Genomic DNA, 15,718 nt, shown 5'->3' with positions numbered 1-15,718 from the left:
GAAAACCAGGCTAATTTTAACCTAGTTTTCTTTACACTTCCCCTGCTATTCTTTCTCCTCTTTTTTTACTTAAAGCTTTCCCTTCCCAAAACAACAAACTTACTAAAGCACAAACTAAAATAATCGGAACACTCGCTTTATATAAATCAGTAAAACTCATCGCCATCTGATTCTGAGCATAATGATTCACATCATTTGAAAATACGAGTATTTCTTTTTTTATGTTCTCTTCTTGTTTTTCAACTTCTTTTGTTACTCGATTCGTAACTTCTTCTCTTTTCACATCTCTATATTCTACTGGAACTCCACTTAATACCTCATCCACTTTTTGATGAATTAATTCATCTTTTTTCTCTTTACTTAATCCCACCAATATTTCATTTTGTTTCTTTTCTACATTTGCTTCTATACTTTGTTTCTCTATTTTTTCTTTTGTTACTTGTAATATCTCAGTTTGCTGAATACTATCCCCATGAATATTACGTACTTTTTCTTCCGCATAATGATAGACATTCTCTTTATTTACTGTTAAATTGTGAGTTAAATTAGATACAAATATTGCAACCGCTAATACAATTCCAACTTGTCGTAACATCGAGACAACACTTTGAGAAGCAGTTAATAATTCCCCTTCAAACGAAGATGCACTTAAAACTGTAATTGGTCCCACTACTAAACCATATCCAACACCTAATATCATACACGGAGTAATAATTTCTATATTTGTTGAATTGACGCCAATCATTTGCAACCAATAGTAGGATAGACCCATAACAAGAAACCCTGACAAAATAATAGTTACTTTTCCAAATTTTTTAATTAAAGTTGCTGCAACCGGTGAGACAAAAAATATCATCGCTGAAATAGGTGTCACTAAAAAAGCAGCTTCAATTTCCGTTCGGTATTGTATTTTTGTCAAGAATGTTGGAAGCAACACAGTTACTCCGATTAAAAATAAATTACTTAATACAACAACGATAGACGCTCCTACAAACATTCGATCTTTAAATAATTTTAAATTCACCATCGGATTATGAATCTTTCGTTCCACTAAAACAAATAGAATAAGAGAAATAGTGCTAATGGCATAACAAGACCAAGCGATATTACTTTGCCATCCCCACGTATTGCCTTTCACTAATACGAGAGTAAAAGAAAAAATCGCTAAACTACTTAATATAAGTCCAATCCAATCAATTTTTGAAATAATACGTTCTTCATTTTTTACTTGTAACATAATACAGCATAAAATGATTCCCAGAATACAAATCGGAACATTGACGAAGAACACCCATCTCCATCCTACATTTTGCGTAATAATTCCGCCTATTACCGGACCAAGTGCAGCTGACAATCCTTGCGTTACTCCTAAAATAGCAAGTGCAACATGCCTCTTTGCTAACGGCATAGCTGATACACCAATTACCATACTTGTCGGAAATAAAATTGCTGCTCCAACACTTTGTATAAAACGAGAAAAAATAAGGAAGTCACCTGTATTAGCAAAAGCACAAAGTACTGACCCACCACCGAAAATTACCAAACCAAGAATATACATCTTTGCTTTTCCAAAAATATCAGCTATCCGTCCTAGCGGAATTGCGAGTACTGCAATAGTCATTGTATATACATTTAATACCCAAGACATCTTTTCTAACGAAGTATTTACACTTGATTGTATTGCCGGTAAAGCTATATTCATAATTGTCGTATCAATCATACAAAGAAAAATACCTAAGCACATTAAAAAGACGATTTTCAGTCCCCTTGGTTGCTCCATGTTCATCTACCCCTTTATTTATTTTGAACACATTTTTCATTCTTCTGTTTTATTATTTTCTTTCGCTTCTAACTGCTCTAACTTTCTCTTCAGCGTTTCTACTTGTGCACTATATGTTGCAATACCTACATCAAGCGAAATTTCTTCAACAAACGTAATACCTTCTCTCCATTTTTCATATTTCAAGCGAAGGTCCACAATGTACGCTTCTTTCCTTTCAATTTCGTCTTCAATCCATTTTTTTATTGTCTCACCATCACTATAATTACCAAAATACATCCTCATTAAAAAATCTGAACGTAAAACATCTTTCTCTACATCCGTTTGCATGTATTGATAAAACTCTTCACGCCCTTCATCTGTAATAAAGTACATTTTCTTATTTGGTTTCCCTTCTTGCATGATAACCTCTTTTTTTATTTTCCCCTCTTTTTCCAACTGACGTAACGTTGGGTAAATCATTCCAAAGCTTCCATCAAAAAAATGAGTAAATACGTCTTCAAAAACGATTTTAATATCATAACCAGATAATTCTTTTTGCATTAATAAGCCTAAAACAACATCTCTTCCCTTCAAATTAAGACCCCCGTATAGTATATAATCAACAATCATATTAACAATGTTAATATGATTGTTGATTATATACCTTTTCTCAAAAATTGTAAAATGTTTCTAAATAAAAACTACCTGGTAATTTGATTAACACAAATTACCAGGTAGTCCCTATACAAACTTTACTTTTTAACCTTTACTTCTTGCACAGATTCAATTTCCTTTTTCTTACCTTCCTTTATTTCATAGTAATAAGAAGGTAATTCTATATTATGTTCTAAGAAATAATTCTCAATTAATGAAATAATCTCTTTCAATGTTTTCAAACGAGCATATAATTTATCATTACTCGCGATAATATGCCATTTAGCATTCGGTTTATCTGTGTTTTCAAACATGTCTTCCGTTGCTTCAACATACTCATCCCATTTTTCACGATTACGCCAGTCTTCATCTGTAATTTTCCATCTTTTAAGAGGATTAGTCTCTCTTTCTTTAAATCTCTTCAACTGTTCGTCTTTACTAATGTGATAGAAAAACTTTCCTATTATGTAATGATCATCTGTTAATAACTTCTCAAAATCATTAATTTCACCATACGCTCTCGTCCACTCTTCGTTTGTAGCAAAGCCTTCAACACGTTCAACTAATACACGGCCGTACCATGAACGATCAAAAATAGTAATTTGCCCATATTGAGGAAGTTTCCGCCAAAAACGTTGCAAATAATGATACCGTTTTTCATGAGGAGCAGGCGCGCCAATTGGATTTACTTGGAATCCACGCGGATCAAGATGTTCAGTCACTCGCTTAATTGCTCCGCCTTTACCTGCTGCATCCCAACCCTCCATAACGAGCATAACAGCTATTTTCTCTTCTTTTAAAATTTGCTGTAGTGCTAATAAGCGCATTTGATATTTTTCGAGTTTCTTATTGTACTTAGATTTTGATTCAATTCTTTTCGTTAAATCTACTTTAGCAAGATGCTCTTTTTCCATCAAACGAATCCCCCTTGTTATATGACAATGTTATTTTAACATATTTATTGGTAATTTTTTCATATTAATATTCTTTTGATTCATACGTGGGACTCTCCATCTTCAGTTTAATAAATTGATACAAAGGCGATATATACATACCAACAAACATATGTAATTGAACGCTAGACACAAAAAATGCTGTGTAGAAAAATCTCTACACAGCTTCCTTATCTAATTCCCCTTAATATACTACTCACTTTAATAGCAATTACCCTTTGACACGTCCACTTTACTATTTAACATTTCTTTGTTGAAAAGTTTCTAAAAACTTTTCAACCTCTTCTGCCATGTATAACTGTGCAGATACTTCATATATAACGTTATTTTGTTCTGCATGAAATACTGATACGTATTCTTTCTCTCTCTTAGATCGGTATTCTATCCACTCCATATTGTTTATATTGAATTGATTTACTCTATCTTTTTTATCAAACCAAAAATCTCCATCTAACGACATATCCGAAGCATATTGATTAACATAATTCTTTTCATATTGCCTCACGAAAATAATTTTCGGATGTTTAGGGTTATTTGTATACGGCCCATACATTAATTTCACATAGTAATGTTTTTTATCATTATCTAATTTTACAAAGTCAATTTTCAATTCTTCGTCCGTGATCTCATATAAAAAAGGTACTACTTGACGAACATTCTCAATTGATTTTTGAACTCCCTTTAGATCATTTTTTGCTCCATATATGTTTTTCTCATCCACTTCTTCAATCGGTTTTTCTTTCTTTAAAACCTGATATTCTAGAGGTCCTCTATTATCTTTTTTTATTTGAGCAACAATCTTATTTTTTTCTCCTTTTATTTCATAATATTTTATTCCTGGTATAAATATATCTGAATCCCCCTCTTCTAAATAAGCCCATTCTCCAGAGCGTTTCACTTCCCCTAACTCATTTCCTACATCTTTTTTCTCCACTACATCTTCAGTAAGTACATAATAATAGTTATCGTAAATTAAGTATTTATGATATAAATGCTCTACCTGCTCTGTTTCAAATAGCCCAGCGATAGTATCTGTTATCTTCCAACTGCAAAAAAAACAAATAATAACTAGAAGCGGAACTAATGTCCACTGTAATTTGAATCTTCTCTTCTTCTTTTCACGTATAAGTTCCTCTATATTTAGATTTTCTGGAAAGTTGACCTTACTGGCTTGATCATGAAAAGCTTCCTTTATTATTCGATCCATGCATTCATCTCCTTTTCATGATCCTCCATAATACAGTAAGATAAATAACCTCTTAAATTCTCTCTCGCTTTGTATAATCTCGATTTCACTGTTCCTTCTTTTATATGTAAAACTTGTGCAATTTCTAAAATGGATAAATCCTGATAATAAAAGAGAACTATAACAACTTGTTGTTTTATCGGTAAATATTTTACAGCTTGCATAACCATTCTCGTTTCTTCTTTTATAAGAAAATCGCTTTCTGGTGTTTTCACCTCTTTCATTTGAAACCACGTTTCTATTTGTAAAAAAGCTAATCTCTTTTTTCTTTTTTGTTTTAGAGTCATATGAATCAATATTTGGTGAAACCATGTTTTAAATGATGCGATTTTTTCATCAAAACGATGCATTGATTTATAAGCTTGTATAAGCGATTCTTGTACAGCGTCCTCAGCCAAACTTCTATCATGTAATATAAGGTATGATGCTCTATACGCTTTTTGCATATATGGTTGTACTAATGTATTAAATGCCTCTTTATTTCCCTCCTTGATTTCATGAATTAGCAATTTTTCGTCCACATTTTCACCTCTCTCTACTTATCATATATTTATTACCTTCTACTTTTAAAAAAGTTCATTTTCCTTTTGAAATATTATTTTTTTAACAAAAAAGCTAATCTTTCAAATAAATTAAGAAAGATTAGCTTTATCGATCCACCAATACTACAAACTAATTACCAGCGAAATACCTGCTTCCGGTAAAAAATAAGCAAACACTGTAAAGCCGATAATTAATATTGCAAATAACGACGTTACAACTCCAACCGATATTGTTAGAAAAATAGCATTCGAACCTTTTCTTACAGAACGAACAATCGAATATACCCCAAAGAAAAGACTTAATATTGCTACACTTATATACACAACTACTGCATACCAAGGATTAACTTCAAATAAAACACCCGAAATAAATATATACAAAAATAATAATTGTAGAAAAATACTACTCCCCGTGCTTACTAGTACTTTCAATATAATGTTCTCCCTTACAATTCACTCTGACTGAATTTGATGTGTATCAGCCAGCATATGGATCGCGTATATACCAGCTATTAAGCAGACGTGCCAAGTATAACCGTAGCGAATACTATAATGATTCCTAAGCCGAGACTCATACCCCTATCCCCTTACATTATATGGTATATTTTCTCGAACAGAGCGAATAATAACAAATAAATTTGTTAAAGAATGGGGGTTTTTCAAAATGAAACGAAAAATAATATCTCTTTTTTCCCTTATCTGCTTAGCACTACCAATACAAGCTAGCGCATACACATTTCAATCACTACCAATTGCGTCAAAGTCTAAACAGTGGTATATCGAAATTGACAAATCTCATAACTCAAACAAGCAAGCGGTGCAGCCAAAACAAGGTGTATATGATACGTATAGTTTACTCTTAAAAAATATTGGTAATGATGTATCAAATGTATCCGTAGAAATACTTGATAACACACCTACATCTAAAACTACCTTTAATCCTACTACATTAAATAACAACGTTTCAAAAAGTCATACAAGCTTTGACTACATGGTATTCCCATTAGACTTTAATAGCCATAATTTTAAAGTCGTCATTACTTGGGAAGAAAAGAATTTCTCTTACAACGGCCATCCAGTACATGAGAGTAAAAAAATGAAACAAACATTTGTGTTTAATGAAGAGTAAGTCCTAATTTGATTAGGGCTTACTCTTTATTTACAAAACCAGATTGAATTGCTTCTGTCACTTCTGTTGCAATATCTATTTTTGTATCGTCTACACAAATTTTTTTGTCCCAAACATGTACGGAAGGCACTTCATTAGATACATGCTTAATTAAGATGAATCGATTATATGTCATTTTATTTTCTATAGAAGTCGCAATATACACCGTAAAATTCTTTGCTTCAAATACCTTTTCTTCCAAAACGTATTTACATCCCAACTCTGCTACTACTAAATCGTTTAGGTTTTCTATAGTCATATACCATATCCCCCTTTTAGCCTACATGATCAATCGAACCGCCGAATACTTGGTACAGACAATGCCATTCCAATTGTTATGAGTACTAAAATAGCTAGCGTTATAATTGTTATCTTTCCACCTATTACAGTAGCTAACCAGCCTACAACCACATATCCTAATGGCAATAAAGCAAATGAACCTAACATATCAAGGCTTGCCACTCTTCCAAATGCTTCTTCTGGTACAAGCTCTTGTAAACTTGTTTCCCAAATGAGCCCAAATATCATAATACCGAATCCTTCAATTACCATTAATCCAATTAAGGCAGGTGCCCAAGAAACGAAAGGCATAATTAATAGTGCCATTCCACTTATTAACACACCGCCATACGCAAGTAATCCTCTCTTATGCCACTGCTGCCTCCCACCAAAAATTAGCGCTGCAATTACAGCTCCAGCACCAGAAGCAGCCATACCCAATCCATATACGTAAGCTTCAAAATGATGATGAACATTAAACAACCATGGAATTAATACAACGATAATGCCTGCATAACAAATATTAACGAAAGAAAAGACTAGAATAGTAATCCACAACCACGGATGGCATTTTAGAACAAGAATCCCTTCCATAAAATCTTGTTTGTAATTGACTTTATTTCTTTCAAATTTCTGTACTTTATTAAACTTTATTTCTTTTAAAAATAATAAACATACAAATGATAGCAAGTACGTTACTGCATCCAATCCAAACCCAATTCCGGCGGATGTAACTGAAACAATCAACCCTCCAAGAGCCGGTCCAATTAATCGTATACCCTGATTACTCATTTGCGTTAATGCGTTAGCTGCATTTCGAATTTCCGGTACAAATACTTTCGCTCTTACAGCTGAATATGCCGGCTGAAATATACCTTCCATAAGTCCATATAATGCAACAAGTACATATAAAAGTGGAATCGTTAAAACGTCCATAAATATAAGTGTTGCAAGTAATAGCATTAATATGCAGCGGATTATATCTGTAAATAACATCAATTTCACCCGGTTAATTCGATCCACGACCAATCCAGCAAACGGTAACGCAAGAATATTAGGAAGCATGTACATTGCCATAGTCATTCCCATTACAACTGTTGAACCAGTTAATGAATACACAACGACTGGGAGAATGACCATCGTGATCGAACTACCTAAAGTTGAAAGTAGTTGCCCAATCCATAAAAATTTAAAATGTGGTGACGCTTTAACTGGCAATAACAATTTACCGACATAACTTAAATTTTTCTCTGTTGGTATTTCTCCTTGCATATCTCTCTCCTCTTTTCAAATGATTATAGACTTTATAATTAATAACCGAAAATTAATAATATTCTATTTTCAATTATATAAGAAACTATTATGTTATGGTAAAATTATCAAGAAAAGATAAAGGAGAATACATTATTATGCCTCAAAATTCTCATAACATCGAGCACCGCATCTATACAATGTGTATGATCCAGCGAAATAATGACGCTTTACTTATAAAACGCCCCGACCATCGAGGTTTTCCTGGCTACATAGCTCCTGGTGGAAAAGTAGATTTCCCAGAAAGCATATTACAAGCTGCTATACGAGAATCGAAAGAGGAGACCGGACTCCACGTTTCTAATTTAATTTTCAAGGGGTTAGACGAATATGTAAATCCTAAGGAAAATGTTCGATATATGGTATTTAACTATTGGACAGATTCATTTGAAGGTGAACTCCTTTTGAATCCTCCTGAAGGCGAATTATTATGGGTACCAATTGATGAAGCACTAAATCTTCCTATGCAAGATTGGTTTAAAGAGAGATTCCCATTATTTTTTGAAAAAGGTACGTTTGAAATTCAACGTGTTTGGGACCGAGACTTGGATAAACAAGTTGCGATGACAATTACGCATACGTAAAAAAGCTTGGAATCTCTCCAAGCTTTTCTTACTTCTCCTCTATTTTCTTAATCTCATAATCAATTTCTAAAAACTTAACTCCAAATATCCACATTCTATGATTAGCTTCTAATATTTGATCCGTGCTCTCTTTAATAATAAAAGTCTCTGCTAATGGTAAACGTATTGTAAAGAAACGAGTATGTAAATAAATCCCCTCATCTCCCTTACCATTTCTTCTCAACTTACTAGTAATGATTAAATCTTTATTCTTATTACATAATTTCAAAATCCCCGTCATATTCGAATATGGTAAAGGTAATCCGATATTCATGTATTTCTCATCCTCATGGGTATGTTTTGAGTAAAGAGCTACAAAAATAGATTCTCCTGCTTCATTTTTTCTTAGCCAAGCCCTTACATTCTCTCTTCCATCCTTCTCATCTATTACCCCAATGATAGAGCCATGCATAGTTTCCCACTTGCCGCCCATTCCTAAATGTATTTGTCCTACACGCTTACTCATTTTCTCATAACAAAATGCAAGCGGGCGAAACCAACGAGTCCATTTAATATGCGATTGTAACTCATACTCTTTTGTATTTTCATAAAAACGAATAATACTTAAAGGAATCTTCGTCGCGTCAAATGCCTCACTATAAAAATCATTCATTTTATCAACTAAACCTTTGTATTCCTTGTTATCTATTAAATTTCTGTTATGTAAAAATGCTTCACCAACTGTCGCATTTCCTCTTAACCTGCTCATTGGTTTCCCGTAATATTTATAATTCGGAGCACTCTTTTCAATCATCCAGCCGACAAATGCTGGTAACGCTACTCCAATTCCATTGACAACACCGTGGATCCAAACCATTTGTGCAATTGTAATCGTCATTACTTGTTTGAAATTCCCGTATGAATATATGAGTGAAAACATTATCGTTACCATAAGTGTACTGGATGAAAGAGTAAGGAGAATCTTTGTACTTATAGCATTAAATTTCGTTCTCCACACGTAAACTCCATATCCGTAAATGGCAAATAAATATACGAACACTGCAAAAAATTCAAACACCCTCGAATACGTAATTCCTATCGCAACTGTCATTGGAGAAATGACGATGATAAACATAATAGCGTCATATAACTTACTTCCCCGTTCTCTTTTCCTTCCAAGTAAACCAGCTGATAACGGCAATAGAAATGCCGAGTAATGAAAGTGTGCAGCTGTGAGTAAAACTATGTCAGAACTAAAATGCATAATGGGGAATTTTGCTACAGAAGCAAAAAACCAAAAACCACCTAAAAACAAATAAATAAAAGCACTATCTATAGCTGCTTCCTCTAACGGCTTCCATCCTCTTTCTAGCAATCTACTTATACCAAATAATGCAACGATTCCTGTATATGCAAACCAAAGTAGCGCAAAGAAATAGTGATTTGTTACGAAAGCTAGCATTGCACTGATTGCTGCAATTGGATATAAAAACGATACAAATTTATAAAATAATAAATACGTTCCATTTCTTGTTTCTTTGTCAATAATACAAAATGACATCGGTATAAATAATAAGATAGATAACAATATAATTGCTTCAACAGGATTTACATTCGACCACTCGTATATTAGAAATATAATATAACAAACAAGCCCAAATAGTATATTTTTCATATCGTTTATTCCCTTTCCACAAATGTTCCCTTATATGAAAATAACGAACCAATTAACGGATTTCGTACTTGTACATGAATTCGAAAACATTGTAGTGTTTCATCATAACTTTCTACAATTTTTGCCTCTCCGTATAAAAATCTAGGTAACGGTATTTTTCTTCCAAACATAAAAAACCATTGTTTCTTTGAAGAAATATGCATCCCGCCTTTTTCATCAATATAAAAATTCAACGTAGAAACGAGTATATGCGGTTCGCCAAAATAATCTACAATTTCATTATTCACTTCATCCAACTTCATAACAGCGTTAAAATATCTTTTCTTATTATGAAAATAAAAAGTACGATTCCACCGTACAAATTCTTTCCCCTGTCCATCTCGCTCAGCGGTATTATGTATCACAAACGGAACTTTTTGCCCTCGCTCAGAGAAAAACATACGGAACTTCGATGTAATTTTTAATATTAATTTAACGAAAAAAGATCCTCCATAAATTTCATCCATTTCCCCTTCCCCAATAAAGCTATTTCCCTTTGTTATCGCATATCGTTCCTGCAATTTTGGATGAAGCCTTTTATAAGAATCCCCTAATAATCTTTCATAAATATTAACCATATACTTATCCCTTTCTCGTCCTCTTACAATTTTTTGCACTCGGCAAATTAGTGCTATTCATATAACCGACAATCGATAACCCTATTAGAAGAAAATTTAATGTAATCGGATTAAACGGTTGCGTAAAACTTGTGATATTCGTAACTCCTGCCACTATAGTTAAGCCTATTAACATAACAATATGCAATATAAACAACTTTCGTTTTTGAAATGGCAATAGCCACATAACACCCCATATTATTTCTAAAAATCCAACTATTTTAAGTATAAAAATACTACTATCATTCGATCCGATTAGCGCAGAAAGCATCTTTACTTCTTCTGAATGAGTAAACATCAATTTCGGTACAATCCCTTGATATAACCATACGAAAGCAACTAAAAAGCAAACGAGCCAATACGTCATCGTTCTTCTAATTAGCAACTTAGGATGAAGTCCCTTTTCTAACCATAATTTTAAAGCATCAAAACTCCATGCAGTTGCCCAACCTAATAGCGGACGAAAAATATATGAATCTATCACATTCCCTATACGACCAAACCTTGTATCATAATCATATTGCGTTTCAAAATGAATATGTTCTCCATTCGGGGTATACTTCCAATAACCTCGTCCTATTTGTATAAGTGATAGCTTATTGTCTGTCCAAAATTTCAAAGAGGAAATGCGCTCTCCAGTTTCTTTTCTTATTTCACCTATCGATTCCCCTTCTCCGGCTATTTCAAGCCCGAAACCAATCTTCGTTTTATATAAAAACTTCTGCGGCTCCCCCTCTTTTTTCTCCAAATACGAGATTTCCGTAAAACGGGCATCCCACTTTGTATGTAGGTCCGGCTCTTGCGTATATTCCCATAATTTCTTCATTTTTGTGTTCATTTCTGTTGCTACATAAATAGGCTTTTTCTTGCCCATCCTTCCACCTCCCATGCTCTATATTTTTAATGTACATGCAACGAATTTATTTTGCTACATTTTTCACAAACTAATTTAATAAAAAGATAGAATTTCAAAAAAATACAAAAAACACTTGATTCCCTGAAAAATTTAAATTATTATAAAACAAATGTTACCAACAACTTCATAAATCATACACTCTCGCCTAAAACGTGAGATAGAGGTTGCAACGCTTATAAGTATTCTAAAGGAGACACAGAGATGTCTATGATCTTAGAGGAAAGGAAGTGTTGCCGAAATTGATAAATTTCTCTGCATTTATCAATTGGGGCTGTTTTCGAATAGAAACAGAACTGTCATATGTACAGACGTGTACGTATGAAGAGCTATCTACAAAAAAGAGATATCATTTTTATGATATTCCTTTTTTGGCGGTTTTTTTTATTAGCTCCGTTTTCTGTTTCCCTTTTCCTGTAACAGCACCATCCTCACTTATTTGAGATGGTGTTTTTTGTTTTTCTCTCTGGTAACTACAGGAATATTGGGATTTGTATAAGTCCTAACCTATTCTTAAAAATGGACGAAAGAAGGAATTCGTAATGGAAACGATTGTACAAAAATTTGGCGGTACTTCTGTCGGAAGCGTCGAACGCATTCAACATGTAGCAAATTTAATTATTGAAGAATATGAACGAGGACATAGTATTGTCTCTGTCGTTTCAGCAATGGGAAAAAGTACGGATAAACTTGTAGCACTTGCTAACGCTATTACTGAAAATCCAAGTAAACGTGAAATGGATATGCTCCTATCTACAGGAGAACAAGTAACTATTTCATTATTAACAATGGCACTACAAACAAAAGGTTATAATGCAATTTCATTAACAGGATGGCAGGCTGGTATTACGACAGAATCTGTACATAGTAGTGCACGGATTACTGACATTAATACTGGTCGTATTCAATCCTATCTTGCTGATGGCACGATTGTTATAGTAGCTGGTTTCCAAGGAGTAAGTGAAGAACATGAAATTACCACACTTGGCCGCGGTGGCTCCGATACGACTGCTGTCGCATTAGCTGCGGCACTAAAAGCAAAAAAATGTGATATTTATACGGATGTGTCAGGCGTATATACGACTGATCCACGAGTTGTACAAGATGCTTATAAATTAGATGAAATTTCTTATGACGAAATGTTAGAGCTTGCAAATCTCGGTGCTGGCGTATTACACCCACGCGCTGTTGAATTTGCTAAAAATCATAATGTAGTTTTAGAAGTACGATCAAGCATGGAACAAGAAAACGGAACAATTGTAAGGGGAGAATGTAACATGGAACAACAATCAATCGTTAAAGGTATCGCATTTGAGGATAATATTACACGCGTCACAATTAAAGGATTAGAACAAGGTGCACTTTCAACAGTTTTCTCTACATTAGCAGTGGCACATATTAATGTAGATATTATTATTCAAAGTATTACAAATGAAGGAACTGTTCACCTCTCCTTCTCGATTCATTCTAATGATTTAAGAGAAACATTAGAAGTGTTAGAACAAAATCAAGAGGCACTTCACTATGAATCTGTAGAACATGAAAATCATTTAGCGAAAGTATCAATTGTAGGATCTGGTATGGTATCTAACCCGGGAGTTGCTGCGAATATGTTCACTACTTTAAAAGAAGGCGGTATTCATATTAAAATGGTAAGTACATCTGAAATTAAAGTATCAGTTGTCATTGACCGTATTCACTTAGTAGATGGCGTTGAAGCACTCCATCAATCATTTATGGCGAAAATTGAGCCTTTAGTGCAAATGATTTAATTTCCGCCAGTAAAACTTACAACAAATTATATTAATCTATTTCCTTCCTATATAAATAGAAAGCTGTCCACATAGAATTTTAAAAATCTATGCAGACAGCTTTTTATCTTGTTATCGATATCCGAAGATCATTATAAAACAATTAGATTATTCTTTATACCCTTTCCTAGGAAATATAAATGACTCTTCTTATTTCTTATTACATATACCCTTTCGCTCTTTCCCTTGAAAAAACGATCTATATTCATTCAAAATAACTTTTTTCACGTCAAAGTAAAAAAGGGAGAGTAGCTCTTATTCCACAGCTACTCTCCCTCTCACTTATATTAAAACAAATGAATGTTTTCTTTTTTGCAAGCTTCACGTAAATCGTCAGGCCATACAGAAGATTGAACTTCACCGATATGTGCTTTACGTAAGAAGTACATACACATTCTTGATTGGCCGATACCACCACCAATTGTTAATGGTAGTACGTCTTCTAAAATACCTTTATGGAAATCATACTCACGTTTGAAGTCTTCACCAGTTTTCGTTAATTGCTCATCAAGTGCTTTACTATCAACACGAATTCCCATTGATGATAATTCGAATGAAGCTTGTAGTACTGGGTGCCAGAATAAAATGTCACCGTTTAATTTCCAATCATCATAATCGGATGCGCGTCCATCGTGCTTTTCACCTGAACGGAGTGCATCACCAATTCCAATAATAAAGACTGCACCGTGTTCTTTCGCAATTGCATGTTCACGATCTTTCGGTGTTAATTCTGGATATTTATCTTCCAGTTCTTGAGAAGTAATGAAAACAATTTCTTCTGGTAAATACTTTCCGAGGAACGGATATTTTTCAAATAAGTGATCTTCTAATTCTTTGAATATTCCATAAATTGTTTGTACTGTTTTTTGTAAGTAATCGACAGTACGCCATTCTTTTTGAACGATTTTTTCCCAATCCCATTGGTCAACATAAATGGAATGTGTTGCATCAAGTTCTTCATCACGACGAATCGCGTTCATGTTTGTATATAAACCTTCACCAGCTTCATATCCGTATTCATGTAATGCGAATCTTTTCCACTTCGCTAGTGAATGCACAATTTCTAATTCTTCTCCTGAATGTAACATATCAAACTCAATTGGACGTTCTACACCGTTTAAGTGATCGTTTAATCCTGATTTTTTCGTTACGAATAATGGTGCAGATACGCGGAATAGTTCAAGGCGTTTTGCTAATTGATCCTCGAAAAATGTTTTAACTTCCTTAATTGCGATTTGAGTCTCTCTTACTGTCATTAATGATTGATACATGGTGGTTTCCTCCTAAAATGTTTGGATGTTGTGGAAAAAAGCCAACAAAAAAAGCCCTTCTTTCCCAAAAAACTGGGACGAAAGACTTTGGTTCCGCGGTACCACCCAAATTAGCAACAGAGGTTGCTCACTTATACAGTACGGAGATGAAAAAATCTCGATACTGTTCTTCTTGTAACGGCGAAGTTCCCGGCTAAGTCTACTTTCCTATAAAGGATTTCGGTTAGCGACTCCAGGAGGTTCTTCATAATAGGCTTCGTATCAGGCTCACACCGTCCCTGACTCGCTTAAACTACATCCTACTACTACTCGTCCTTTCATAGTCGTTTTGTTGTCACATCTCTGAAACATTTTATTAATGATTATTCTATACAAAAAATAGATAAAGTCAACAAAAAGTTTTAAAATATTTTTCAATTCTTTATTTTATGCCTTTACCGACTGTTCTTAATATAACATTTTTATTTCCTTTGTCTCTTCAATCCAAAAAACATTTCACTAATTGAAACTAACATATACACAACCAGTAATGTGATCGTTCGAAAAATAGAATCCGCAGTATTTCTTATTATTTTCATTTTATTTGTAATTCCTTTCAGTTTACTCGCAATTTCATGATATACTATAGCATTCAAGCAGTTTGTTTTTACTTAAAGCAAGCATAGTCATTTATCGATAGTATTTTTCTAAAACATTGGCTATTATCAAATCAGATTTTTTATATAACGGAGTGATCATATGAGTAAAACGAAAGCAAAACCGAAAAAAGGTGTAGGACAAGGTACAGGAAGTAAAGGATGGAACCGTTGGCAATCAAGTGCGAAAAAGAAAGCTGCAAAACCATACAAAAGTAAAGGTACAAAGAAGTAAAATAAATTTCGCTTTATTTCTTTACTTTGTTCAAAACAAAATAT

At 33.6% G+C, this 15,718-nt stretch carries 16 protein-coding genes, 1 pseudogene, 1 riboswitch and 1 other annotated feature; of the genes and pseudogenes, 4 read left to right on the top strand and 13 right to left on the bottom strand.

The genetic code is table 11. From position 1 onward, the window contains the following. Window positions 1-31: 31 nt before the first annotated feature. From MHI07_RS08590 to MHI07_RS08565, 6 genes are all read right to left on the bottom strand, one after another. Window positions 32-1,780 carry an MFS transporter gene (locus MHI07_RS08590; RefSeq protein ID WP_340823090.1) on the bottom strand — a complete coding sequence of 583 codons (1,749 nt, stop codon included), beginning with the start codon at window positions 1,778-1,780 and terminating at the stop codon, window positions 32-34. Between the two features lie 36 nt (window positions 1,781-1,816). Continuing rightward, the gene (locus MHI07_RS08585) at window positions 1,817-2,356 is read right to left on the bottom strand and encodes a PadR family transcriptional regulator (RefSeq protein ID WP_078173125.1); all 540 of its coding nucleotides are present in this window, start codon (window positions 2,354-2,356) and stop codon (window positions 1,817-1,819) included. Between the two features lie 158 nt (window positions 2,357-2,514). Further along, window positions 2,515-3,330 (bottom strand): polyphosphate kinase 2 family protein, encoded by an 816-nt coding sequence (locus MHI07_RS08580; protein ID WP_215581281.1) that lies wholly within the window; start codon window positions 3,328-3,330, stop codon window positions 2,515-2,517. A gap of 274 nt (window positions 3,331-3,604) precedes the next feature. Next, window positions 3,605-4,576, bottom strand: a complete 972-nt coding sequence (locus tag MHI07_RS08575; RefSeq protein ID WP_016104487.1) for a hypothetical protein — start codon at window positions 4,574-4,576, stop codon at window positions 3,605-3,607. Beyond that, on the bottom strand, window positions 4,564-5,136 hold the full coding sequence (locus tag MHI07_RS08570) for an RNA polymerase sigma factor (RefSeq protein WP_002158388.1): 573 nt from the start codon (window positions 5,134-5,136) through the stop codon (window positions 4,564-4,566). The genes MHI07_RS08575 and MHI07_RS08570 overlap by 13 nt, the downstream gene beginning before the upstream one ends. A gap of 144 nt (window positions 5,137-5,280) precedes the next feature. Beyond that, window positions 5,281-5,589, bottom strand: a complete 309-nt coding sequence (locus tag MHI07_RS08565; RefSeq protein WP_340823085.1) for an alpha/beta hydrolase — start codon at window positions 5,587-5,589, stop codon at window positions 5,281-5,283. Window positions 5,590-5,821: 232 nt separating this feature from the next. Here MHI07_RS08565 and MHI07_RS08560 point away from each other — a divergent pair, with 232 nt between their 5' ends. Then, complete coding sequence (locus MHI07_RS08560) at window positions 5,822-6,286, top strand: hypothetical protein (RefSeq protein ID WP_340823082.1); 465 nt, start codon at window positions 5,822-5,824, stop codon at window positions 6,284-6,286. A 19-nt stretch (window positions 6,287-6,305) separates the two neighbouring features. Here MHI07_RS08560 and MHI07_RS08555 read toward each other — a convergent pair whose 3' ends face one another. Next, window positions 6,306-6,584 carry a hypothetical protein gene (locus MHI07_RS08555; RefSeq protein ID WP_215581275.1) on the bottom strand — a complete coding sequence of 93 codons (279 nt, stop codon included), beginning with the start codon at window positions 6,582-6,584 and terminating at the stop codon, window positions 6,306-6,308. A 29-nt stretch (window positions 6,585-6,613) separates the two neighbouring features. After that, entirely contained in the window at window positions 6,614-7,876 is a 1,263-nt protein-coding gene (locus MHI07_RS08550) for an MFS transporter (protein WP_215581273.1), read from the bottom strand. A 137-nt stretch (window positions 7,877-8,013) separates the two neighbouring features. Here MHI07_RS08550 and MHI07_RS08545 point away from each other — a divergent pair, with 137 nt between their 5' ends. Beyond that, complete coding sequence (locus tag MHI07_RS08545; protein WP_002148930.1) at window positions 8,014-8,499, top strand: 8-oxo-dGTP diphosphatase; 486 nt, start codon at window positions 8,014-8,016, stop codon at window positions 8,497-8,499. A gap of 28 nt (window positions 8,500-8,527) precedes the next feature. Here the strand turns inward: MHI07_RS08545 and MHI07_RS08540 are convergent, their stop codons facing one another. Genes MHI07_RS08540 through MHI07_RS08530 form a run of 3 tightly spaced genes read right to left on the bottom strand, consistent with a single transcriptional unit; the run spans window position 8,528 to window position 11,683 of the window. Beyond that, window positions 8,528-10,153, bottom strand: coding sequence for a YndJ family protein (locus MHI07_RS08540; protein WP_340823077.1), 1,626 nt, complete (start codon window positions 10,151-10,153; stop codon window positions 8,528-8,530). Between the two features lie 5 nt (window positions 10,154-10,158). Next, complete coding sequence (locus MHI07_RS08535) at window positions 10,159-10,770, bottom strand: DUF4166 domain-containing protein (protein WP_088078282.1); 612 nt, start codon at window positions 10,768-10,770, stop codon at window positions 10,159-10,161. Window positions 10,771-10,774: 4 nt separating this feature from the next. After that, window positions 10,775-11,683, bottom strand: a complete 909-nt coding sequence (locus MHI07_RS08530; RefSeq protein ID WP_340823075.1) for a DoxX-like family protein — start codon at window positions 11,681-11,683, stop codon at window positions 10,775-10,777. Window positions 11,684-11,875: 192 nt separating this feature from the next. Continuing rightward, window positions 11,876-12,062: riboswitch (Lysine riboswitch) on the top strand. Between the two features lie 202 nt (window positions 12,063-12,264). Between MHI07_RS08530 and MHI07_RS08525 the strand changes: the two genes are divergently transcribed. After that, window positions 12,265-13,494, top strand: coding sequence for an aspartate kinase (locus tag MHI07_RS08525; protein WP_340823074.1), 1,230 nt, complete (start codon window positions 12,265-12,267; stop codon window positions 13,492-13,494). 189 nt (window positions 13,495-13,683) lie between these two features. On the opposite strand, the pseudogene MHI07_RS08520 reads toward MHI07_RS08525, so the two are convergent. Beyond that, window positions 13,684-13,773: pseudogene (locus tag MHI07_RS08520) on the bottom strand (helix-turn-helix domain-containing protein); the annotation flags it as partial. A gap of 47 nt (window positions 13,774-13,820) precedes the next feature. Then, a complete protein-coding gene (gene asnA / locus MHI07_RS08515; protein ID WP_016104478.1) occupies window positions 13,821-14,804 on the bottom strand; it encodes an aspartate--ammonia ligase in 984 nt (327 codons plus the stop codon). Window positions 14,805-14,874: 70 nt separating this feature from the next. Further along, window positions 14,875-15,134: a binding site (T-box leader), on the bottom strand. 408 nt (window positions 15,135-15,542) lie between these two features. Between asnA and MHI07_RS08510 the strand changes: the two genes are divergently transcribed. Next, entirely contained in the window at window positions 15,543-15,674 is a 132-nt protein-coding gene (locus MHI07_RS08510; RefSeq protein ID WP_000047589.1) for a DUF3934 family protein, read from the top strand. Window positions 15,675-15,718 lie beyond the last annotated feature (44 nt).

This window comes from Bacillus sp. FSL H8-0545 (assembly GCF_038006105.1).
Taxonomy (GTDB): Bacteria; Bacillota; Bacilli; order Bacillales; family Bacillaceae_G; genus Bacillus_A; species Bacillus_A cereus_U.
Note: the sequence above shows the minus strand (reverse complement) of the source record. Positions and strands in the feature narration are given on the sequence as shown.

Coding starts and splice junctions, on each gene's coding strand:
- MHI07_RS08550 (WP_215581273.1), bottom strand. CDS start 7,876: ATGCAAGGAGAAATACCAACAGAGAAAAATTTAAGTTATGTCGGTAAA.
- MHI07_RS08510 (WP_000047589.1), top strand. CDS start 15,543: ATGAGTAAAACGAAAGCAAAACCGAAAAAAGGTGTAGGACAAGGTACA.
- MHI07_RS08575 (WP_016104487.1), bottom strand. CDS start 4,576: ATGGATCGAATAATAAAGGAAGCTTTTCATGATCAAGCCAGTAAGGTC.
- MHI07_RS08535 (WP_088078282.1), bottom strand. CDS start 10,770: ATGGTTAATATTTATGAAAGATTATTAGGGGATTCTTATAAAAGGCTT.
- MHI07_RS08530 (WP_340823075.1), bottom strand. CDS start 11,683: ATGGGCAAGAAAAAGCCTATTTATGTAGCAACAGAAATGAACACAAAA.
- MHI07_RS08545 (WP_002148930.1), top strand. CDS start 8,014: ATGCCTCAAAATTCTCATAACATCGAGCACCGCATCTATACAATGTGT.
- asnA (WP_016104478.1), bottom strand. CDS start 14,804: ATGTATCAATCATTAATGACAGTAAGAGAGACTCAAATCGCAATTAAG.
- MHI07_RS08555 (WP_215581275.1), bottom strand. CDS start 6,584: ATGACTATAGAAAACCTAAACGATTTAGTAGTAGCAGAGTTGGGATGT.
- MHI07_RS08580 (WP_215581281.1), bottom strand. CDS start 3,330: ATGGAAAAAGAGCATCTTGCTAAAGTAGATTTAACGAAAAGAATTGAA.
- MHI07_RS08590 (WP_340823090.1), bottom strand. CDS start 1,780: ATGGAGCAACCAAGGGGACTGAAAATCGTCTTTTTAATGTGCTTAGGT.
- MHI07_RS08525 (WP_340823074.1), top strand. CDS start 12,265: ATGGAAACGATTGTACAAAAATTTGGCGGTACTTCTGTCGGAAGCGTC.
- MHI07_RS08540 (WP_340823077.1), bottom strand. CDS start 10,153: ATGAAAAATATACTATTTGGGCTTGTTTGTTATATTATATTTCTAATA.
- MHI07_RS08560 (WP_340823082.1), top strand. CDS start 5,822: ATGAAACGAAAAATAATATCTCTTTTTTCCCTTATCTGCTTAGCACTA.